Raw genomic sequence first — 7,848 nt, forward strand, 5'->3', positions numbered from 1 at the left:
TTCAATCGTGTTCTCCTGTTTTTCACTCCAAAGCTTATATTTCTCCAAATCATCCTTCACCTGCTTTGCCGTAAAGGCGATAACGGCAGCATCATCCGCAAAACCAAGCCCAAAGATAAAGTCTGGTATGACATCAATCGGTGTCACGAAGTAAAGAATAGCTGCGATGATGGCCAGGATGGAGCGGGTGGGTATTTCTGTATACTCTCCTTTGGCATAGGAGCGGAACATGCTGAAGAGGAGCTGTAGCGGCTCCCATACGCCATCGAGAGAGCTGCGATTCTTCGATGATTTTTTGTTTGCATCGTCTAGCAGTTCACTTGATTTCTCAGTATTTCCTAAGATTGATTTGGCTTTTTCGATATATTTTCCTAATGAGAAAGGTTCCTTTGTTTCTTTTGTTTCTTCCGTCATAGTGGTTCCTCCAATAGTTTACTTCCTTTTATTTTAATGGAAATATGGGGTAGTTACAATTAATCCTACCCAGAATTGGATGGATTGAATCTTCTATGGTGTAAGATAGATAGAACGGACGGTTGTCCTTGTGAAAGGCGTACCCTGCTCGGTTGTTCCTTCGATATCTACGGTAATATTATAGGTCCCTTCCTTTGTGATGGAAGGGAGAGGGTGCTGTGCTGCCCCTTGGGCTTTAGTGGTAAATTCATGGATGAGGGTGCCGCTTCGGTCAATCATTCTCCATTGGCAGCTGTAAATAGCTGTCTTACTTGATTGGCTCCTGAGTAGGAGTTTTTTCTTTGAGTTCATGATTGTCAAGGCGGGCAGGATGATTTGTACTGGGCTTGGCAGGTGGATGTTACCGATAAATAGGAATGCGTCATTCTTGGAGGATTGCAAGGAAAGCTCCCAAGTACCCGGCTCTGCATGGTCCAGTTCAAAAGGATGAAGCCATGCACCTCCGAAATACGATTTCTCCGGCAGAGCAATAGGTTGTTGTGCTGGAATAATCGTGCCGGAGGGGGAGCGAAGGGTCACTTTGGTTTCTTTGTCAGCGCTCATCGTAAAAAGGGTGACTTCCGCTTCTTTTTCGATCGAAAAGGAGAGCTTGACAAACTGTCCGGCAGGGAGCGGTCCGCCGCGGATGATGTGGTTCGCTTCCGTTTCAAGGGATTCTTCTGGAATGGGTCCTTTTGTTAGAATAGAGGAAGGTTCTGTGCTTTTTAAGAAAGGCTCTGCTTTTGAGAAGAAGCGCGACCCAATTCGGATGCTGTCATGATCAAGGCTTTGATCTGTGAATAAATGTTTTCCGTATGGAAGCACCGTGCTCCACACATTTACGAGGCCGTCGTTCTCCCCGTAGGAGGATAGGTAGGCTCCGCCTAAGGATAAGCTTGAAAAGGCAGGACCGCGGCTAGCTCCGGCTGCAGTGAAATAGGTGTTTTTATTTATGTTTTTATTTTGATCGGTCAGGGAGCGGAAATGGGTCATTTCCCCTGTTTGAAGGGAAAACGTGCCATCATCCTTTTGGCCGAGCAATTCGGCAAGCCAGGAGGCATACCAGCTGTAGGATAAGTCAGCTAAATGAGATCCTTTATGTGGTGCAGATAAGCTTAGGACTCGGCCGGCGTACGGATAGGCGTCGTAGTGAATGAGAGCTGCTTGCACATCAATTCCGCCCTTGCTATGGGCAATGATATTAAGCTTTTGCCCAAAATAGGTTGAAATCTCTTTTAATATAGTAGAAAGTAACTTTCCGTTATCCCATTGACTGCGTGATCCTTTGCCTTCAGAATCATAGAGCTCGACGAAAACGGATTGATACCCGGCCAAACATGCGATTCTTTCCATATCATTTAAACCGTGGTAGATCGTTTCTTCATTCCAGCTGCTGGCTGAACTGTTTCTTCCTTGAACAAAAACAATTGGCGGATAAGACGGGGTGCGGACGTCTGGAGCTTTACCTAGAAACCACTTTCCTGGAACAGCCTGTGAATCAATGACAATCACTCCCTTTCGCATAATTAACAGCTCTATGTTTGAAAAGGTAACAAAGTTCAAGGATATGGGCAACGGTCCTCAGTCCCAGCGATGATAAAATTTCTTCAATCGGCTGGTATATTATCAAAATCTGCTGTCCATAATGGACAGGTATCCATTAACATTATTCGTTCATATCCCGTTTTATGGTAAGATAATAAAAAAGATATAGGGCAGTGAGAAATACATATGGATAAACAAAAACTAATCGTCATCATCGGACCGACAGCGGTTGGTAAGACCAAGCTATCGATTGAACTGGCAAAGCGGTTTGATGGAGAAATCATCAGTGGAGATTCTGCACAGATCTTTAAAGGGATGGATATCGGGACAGCAAAAATCAGTGAAGATGAGGCTGAAGGTATTCCGCATCATTTAATTGATGAGAGGGAAGCAGGCGAATCCTATACGGTTTATGAATTCAAGGAAGCAGTCCAAAGGGAGATTGCAGACATTGCGAGCAGGGGGCGTATCCCTATTATCGTAGGCGGAACGGGACTTTATATTCAATCGGTGCTTTATGATTATCAATTTCCGGAAACCGCTGCAAACCCCGAAATCAGAGCTGAACTGGAAGAAAAAGCTGAAACAGAGGGACGGGACGCTTTATATGCGACCTTGAAAGAGATTGACCCGGAAGCGGCTGAGAAGATTCATCCTAATAACGTCAAGCGGGTCGTTAGGGCGCTTGAGGTCTATTACACATCAGGTGTGCGTTTCAGTGAACAGCAGCAATCCGCGGACAAAACGGAGAATTACGATGCAGCCGTCATTGGATTGACGATGGAGCGGGATTTGTTGTACAGCCGAATCAATCAGCGAGTTGATATCATGATGAAGGCTGGTTTAGTCGATGAGGTCAAGAGGTTTTACGACCGTGGATTAATGGAAACACAATCCTTGCAGGCGATTGGCTATAAGGAGTTTAATGGATATTTTGAAGGGAAAGAAACAATAGAACAAGTATCAGAAGCTATTAAGCAGAACACAAGAAGGTTCGCAAAAAGACAATTTACATGGTTTCGTAATAAAATGGATGTAAATTGGTTCGATATGTCCGATATAGACCATATCGATGATAAAATAGAAGAAATATCCGCTTATGTGGCAGGAATGCTGCGCTTAAAAGCGAATAGATAAATATAGAGAGAAATGAGGAGGCAAAAATAATGAAACAAGGAATTAACATTCAAGATCAAATTTTGAATCAGCTTCGCAAGGAAAACATCTTTGTTACCATTTTCCTATTAAACGGGTTTCAGTTAAGAGGGCTTATCAAGGGCTTTGATAATTTCACTGTCTTAATCGAAACAGAGGGTAAGCAGCAACTGGTGTATAAGCATGCGATTTCTACTTTTGCTCCTCAAAAAAATGTACAAATTGACCTTGAAGGTTAAGGACTGATAGAAAAAACAGGTTCCAGGAATATTCCTGGGCCTGTTTTTTGGTTATATGGAAGATTGGGAGTAAGGAGCATCTTTTACGTCTTTATTTGGCTCCAGGGGAATAGATATAAAAGAAGGCAATTATTTTCCGGGAAAGCGCAGAATGTGACAATGGAGCTGCCTGCGCCGGAGAAATAGCAATTTCTATGTAAGATAAAGAGGGCTGGTGTCCGATTCTGACTAAGAATTGTCGAAAAGAAGAGGAGAAGCCTTGGCATAATGAGGTGATAAGGTGGAAAAGCAGCCGATGCGCGTGAGAAATAATGGACAAATCAACGTCGTGTTAAAGAATGACCACTCAAAGAAGCTTGAGAAGCCGTTCATATCAGCGCCGATACCAACTCGGGAAATTCCTTCCCACCATATTGCTTTAAAGGAAATAGAGGAAGAACTGAATGAATTGGTCGGCATGGAGGAAATGAAACGTGTGATCAAGGAAATATATGCGTGGATCTATGTGAATAAGCAAAGAGAAGAGGCTGGTCTGAAAACGCAAAAACAAGCATTGCATATGATGTTTAAGGGGAACCCGGGAACAGGGAAGACAACGGTGGCGAGGCTGATTGGGAAATTATTCGTGAAAATGAATGTATTATCCAAAGGGCATTTAATAGAGGCGGAGCGGGCAGACCTTGTCGGGGAGTACATCGGTCACACTGCACAAAAGACGCGTGACCTAGTAAAGAAGGCGATTGGAGGCATTCTATTTGTGGATGAGGCCTATTCGCTTGGGAGAGGCGGAGAGAAGGACTTTGGAAAGGAAGCGATCGATACGCTTGTCAAGCATATGGAGGACCGTCAGCATGAGTTCATCCTGATTCTTGCAGGCTATTCGCAGGAAATGAATCATTTCCTCACCTTGAATCCAGGCCTCCATTCGCGCTTTCCTATCGTGATTGATTTCCCGGATTACTCGGTTGATCAATTAATGGAGATTGCCTCAAGAATGCTCGCAGAGAGGCAGTATGCTTTTTCACTCGATGCCAGCAGGCAGCTCCGTGAACATTTGTATGCATTAACAAGTATTCTTAGATTGTCAACCTTCTCGAATGGGCGATATATTCGTAATATCATAGAACGGGCCATTCGAACCCAGGCGATGCGCCTTCTGATGAGTGATCAATATGACCGGAAGGAATTAATGACACTCAGGAGCAGTGATTTGGATTTTGAATCAGAGGAACAATAAAAAAGCAGCGATTAATCGCTGCTTTTTTGCATCCGGACAACTGGCAGCTGCCAGTTGTTTAAGTAGGACAGCATCCTAAGGGCCGTGACGATTAGGAATAGAATTAATAGCTGTATGTTGGACGTCAATAGGCCAAAGCCGATGAGAAGCCCGGCAATCCCAGCCCAAATGGCGTAAATCTCTGATTGCAGCAAGATGGGCTTGCGTCCTGCCAGTACATCTCGGACGATGCCGCCGCCGCTTCCGGTAAGAATGGCCGCAAATGTGACTGCCACAATTGGCGCATCCATCTCTACAGCTTTCAAAGCTCCTTGTATAGCAAATGCACTGAGGCCGATCGCATCAAAGAAATTCCCCCATTTATTCCAGTGGGGAAGCAGTGACCGGTGGAAGAGGCAGGTCAATCCGATCGAGATAAAGGCAATCAAGAATAATTGGTCCTGATGCCACAACTGGGCAAGGGGAATTCCGAGCAGGATATTTCTGACCGCCCCTCCTCCAAACGCTGTTACATACCCTAATAAATAAATGCCGAACAAATCATATTCCTCTTCCATAGCGACAAGTGCACCACTGATGGCAAAGGCAATTGTCCCAATGATACTTAATAAATCCCAACTCATCTATATCCCTCTTTTTTTCCTTAAAAAATGAACTATTTTATAATATCACCTACTTTGGAGGTTTGGAACGGTTTATTTTTTTGGTATGATAAGAAAATGACATCGTATATAGGAAGTGAACAGATGGAAGAAACATATGAAAAAGCGATACTTGTCGGCTGTCAAAGAGAAGGTGTGGAGGATGAGCGATTCCAGTACTCGATGGACGAGCTTGAGTCCTTGACTGAGACAGCTGGAGGAAAGGCATTGGTGACGATTTCACAAAAGCGCGTCAAGCCCCATCCGGCGACATACATAGGGAAGGGAAAGGTGGATGAGCTGATTCCGCTCGTGGAAGAGCTCGAGCCTGATGTTGTCATCTTTAATGATGAGCTTTCCCCAAGTCAAATCCGCAATCTTGGCAAGGAGCTGGGTGTGCGGATTGTCGACAGAACCCAGCTGATTTTGGATATCTTTGCTCAGCGCGCCCGCTCGAAGGAAGGGCAGATGCAAGTCGAGCTTGCTCAGCTGCAATACATGCTTCCTCGCCTTGCCGGGCAGGGGACAGAGCTTTCCCGCTTAGGGGGCGGAATCGGGACGAGAGGACCGGGTGAGACGAAGCTTGAGTCAGACCGCCGTCATATCCGCCGCCGGATTGATGAAATTAAGCGTCAGCTTGAAGCCGTCGTGAAGCACCGCGAGCGCTACCGTGCGCGCCGCAAGCGCAATAACCGCTTCCAAATGGCGCTTGCCGGTTATACAAATGCCGGTAAGTCAACGTTGTTCAATCAATTATCAGAGGCCGATTCGTATGAGGAGAACCAATTATTCGCGACACTAGACCCTATGACGCGCGAATGTATGCTGCCAAGCGGCTACAAAATTCTGATCAGTGACACGGTCGGCTTCATCCAAGACCTGCCGACCTCCCTGGTTGCTGCGTTCCGTTCTACTCTAGAAGAGGTGACTGAGGCTGATGCCATCATGCATGTGGTTGATTCCTCCCACCCGGACGCCTTCCATCATGAGGAGACGGTCCAGAAGATCATTAAGGACCTTGGCGCAGAGGAGATCCCGCAGCTGATTGTCTATAATAAAAAGGATATTGCCGACCCGGGATTTGTGCCAACCTCACGAGAGAAATCCATCCATATCTCTGCGCGCAAAGAGAAGGATATTCACATCCTGCTTGCTGAAATGGAGAAGATGGTGGAGAGCTTTATGGAGCCATATGCCGTCATGATTCCGGCAAGGGAAGGGAAAATCATTTCCCGGCTGCAGGAGGAGACAATCGTGAAGTCAAGGGAATTCAATGAAGCGAATGAAACCTATGCCATTGAGGGTCTTGCCCTAACGGATCATGCCATCATGAGTGTTATCAAAAATTATGAATAGAAGAAGGTATTAAGATGTTTGAACAATTAAAGAACGGCGAGAAAATTAGAGAAACCGTTCGTGAAGCAGAACAGCTGATCCGTGAGCGGACAGCTGAAATTGAGGAAGTAGTGGATTACAATACCGCAAAGGTACTCCGTGCCTTTCAGAAGAATAAGGTGAGCGATGCTCATTTCAATCCTTCGACTGGCTATGGATATGATGATATTGGTAGAGATACATTGGAGCGCATTTATGCGGATGTGTTCTCTGCTGAAGCGGCCCTAGTCCGCCCGCAGATTATTTCAGGAACACACGCCATCTCCACCTGTTTATTCGGTGTACTTCGTCCGGGTGATGAACTCGTCTATATGACAGGCAAGCCATACGATACACTGGAGGAGATTGTCGGCATCAGGGGAAGCGGCGTTGGCTCCTTGCGTGAATACCAAATTGGTTATCAATCCGTTAGTTTGACTGAGGAAGGGCAGATTGATTATGAGGCTGTTGCACAAGCGATTAAGCCGACTACAAAGATGATTGGCATTCAGCGTTCGAAAGGATATGATACACGCCCATCCTTTACCGTTGACCAGATCAAGGAAATGATTCAATTCGTTAAGACAATCAAGCCGGATGTCGTTGTGTTTGTGGACAACTGCTATGGTGAGTTTGTTGAGCGAATGGAGCCGACAGATGTCGGGGCCGACCTGATGGCAGGATCACTTATCAAGAACCCTGGCGGAGGTCTCGCCAAAACCGGCGGATATATTGCAGGACGTGCTGACTTGGTTGAGCGATGTGCCTTCCGTCTTACATCCCCTGGAATCGGGGCAGAAGCAGGGGCCTCCCTTTACAGTCTGCTTGAGATGTATCAAGGGTTTTTCCTTGCTCCCCATGTAGTAGGGCAGTCGCTTAAGGGAGCTCTCTTCACAGCAGCAATGCTAGAGCGCTGGGGCTTCAATCCAACGCCATCCTGGCAGGAACCGCGTACCGACTTGATTCAAGCGGTCCAATTCCATGACAGGGACAAGATGGTTGCCTTCTGTCAGGAAATCCAGTATGCTTCACCAGTAAATTCGCATGTTACCCCATACCCGGCCTATATGCCTGGCTATGAGGATGATGTCATTATGGCGGCTGGTACGTTCATCCAAGGGGCGAGTATTGAGCTGACAGCAGATGGTCCGCTTCGTCCGCCATACACAGCCTTCGTGCAAGGCGGATTGACGTATTCACATGT

At 46.2% G+C, this 7,848-nt stretch carries 8 protein-coding genes; 5 read left to right on the top strand and 3 right to left on the bottom strand.

Translation table 11 applies throughout. The features are described 5' to 3' along the window. Both ACI35L_RS13255 and ACI35L_RS13260 read right to left on the bottom strand, forming a co-directional pair. The coding region (locus ACI35L_RS13255) for a YkvA family protein (RefSeq protein WP_439803081.1) at positions 1-414 on the bottom strand (414 nt) is incomplete at its 3' end. Between the two features lie 93 nt (positions 415-507). Then, complete coding sequence (locus ACI35L_RS13260; RefSeq protein ID WP_439803082.1) at positions 508-1,977, bottom strand: esterase/lipase family protein; 1,470 nt, start codon at positions 1,975-1,977, stop codon at positions 508-510. A 207-nt stretch (positions 1,978-2,184) separates the two neighbouring features. Between ACI35L_RS13260 and miaA the strand changes: the two genes are divergently transcribed. From miaA to spoVK, 3 genes are all read left to right on the top strand, one after another. Then, on the top strand, positions 2,185-3,135 hold the full coding sequence (gene miaA / locus ACI35L_RS13265; RefSeq protein WP_049671199.1) for a tRNA (adenosine(37)-N6)-dimethylallyltransferase MiaA: 951 nt from the start codon (positions 2,185-2,187) through the stop codon (positions 3,133-3,135). Positions 3,136-3,164: 29 nt separating this feature from the next. Further along, positions 3,165-3,392, top strand: coding sequence for an RNA chaperone Hfq (gene hfq, locus ACI35L_RS13270; protein ID WP_049671198.1), 228 nt, complete (start codon positions 3,165-3,167; stop codon positions 3,390-3,392). A 280-nt stretch (positions 3,393-3,672) separates the two neighbouring features. Then, positions 3,673-4,629 carry a stage V sporulation protein K gene (gene spoVK / locus ACI35L_RS13275; protein WP_439803083.1) on the top strand — a complete coding sequence of 319 codons (957 nt, stop codon included), beginning with the start codon at positions 3,673-3,675 and terminating at the stop codon, positions 4,627-4,629. A gap of 11 nt (positions 4,630-4,640) precedes the next feature. Here the strand turns inward: spoVK and ACI35L_RS13280 are convergent, their stop codons facing one another. Beyond that, on the bottom strand, positions 4,641-5,252 hold the full coding sequence (locus tag ACI35L_RS13280) for a trimeric intracellular cation channel family protein (protein WP_049671197.1): 612 nt from the start codon (positions 5,250-5,252) through the stop codon (positions 4,641-4,643). A 123-nt stretch (positions 5,253-5,375) separates the two neighbouring features. Between ACI35L_RS13280 and hflX the strand changes: the two genes are divergently transcribed. Together hflX and ACI35L_RS13290 are read left to right on the top strand one after the other, a co-directional pair. After that, positions 5,376-6,626: a GTPase HflX gene (gene hflX / locus ACI35L_RS13285; protein WP_049671196.1), complete on the top strand. Its 1,251-nt coding sequence runs from the start codon at positions 5,376-5,378 to the stop codon at positions 6,624-6,626. A gap of 14 nt (positions 6,627-6,640) precedes the next feature. Continuing rightward, the coding region (locus ACI35L_RS13290; RefSeq protein WP_439803084.1) for an aminotransferase class I/II-fold pyridoxal phosphate-dependent enzyme at positions 6,641-7,848 on the top strand (1,208 nt) is incomplete at its 3' end.

It is taken from the genome of Pradoshia sp. (assembly GCF_051873915.1).
Lineage (GTDB): Bacteria > Bacillota > Bacilli > Bacillales > Pradoshiaceae > Pradoshia.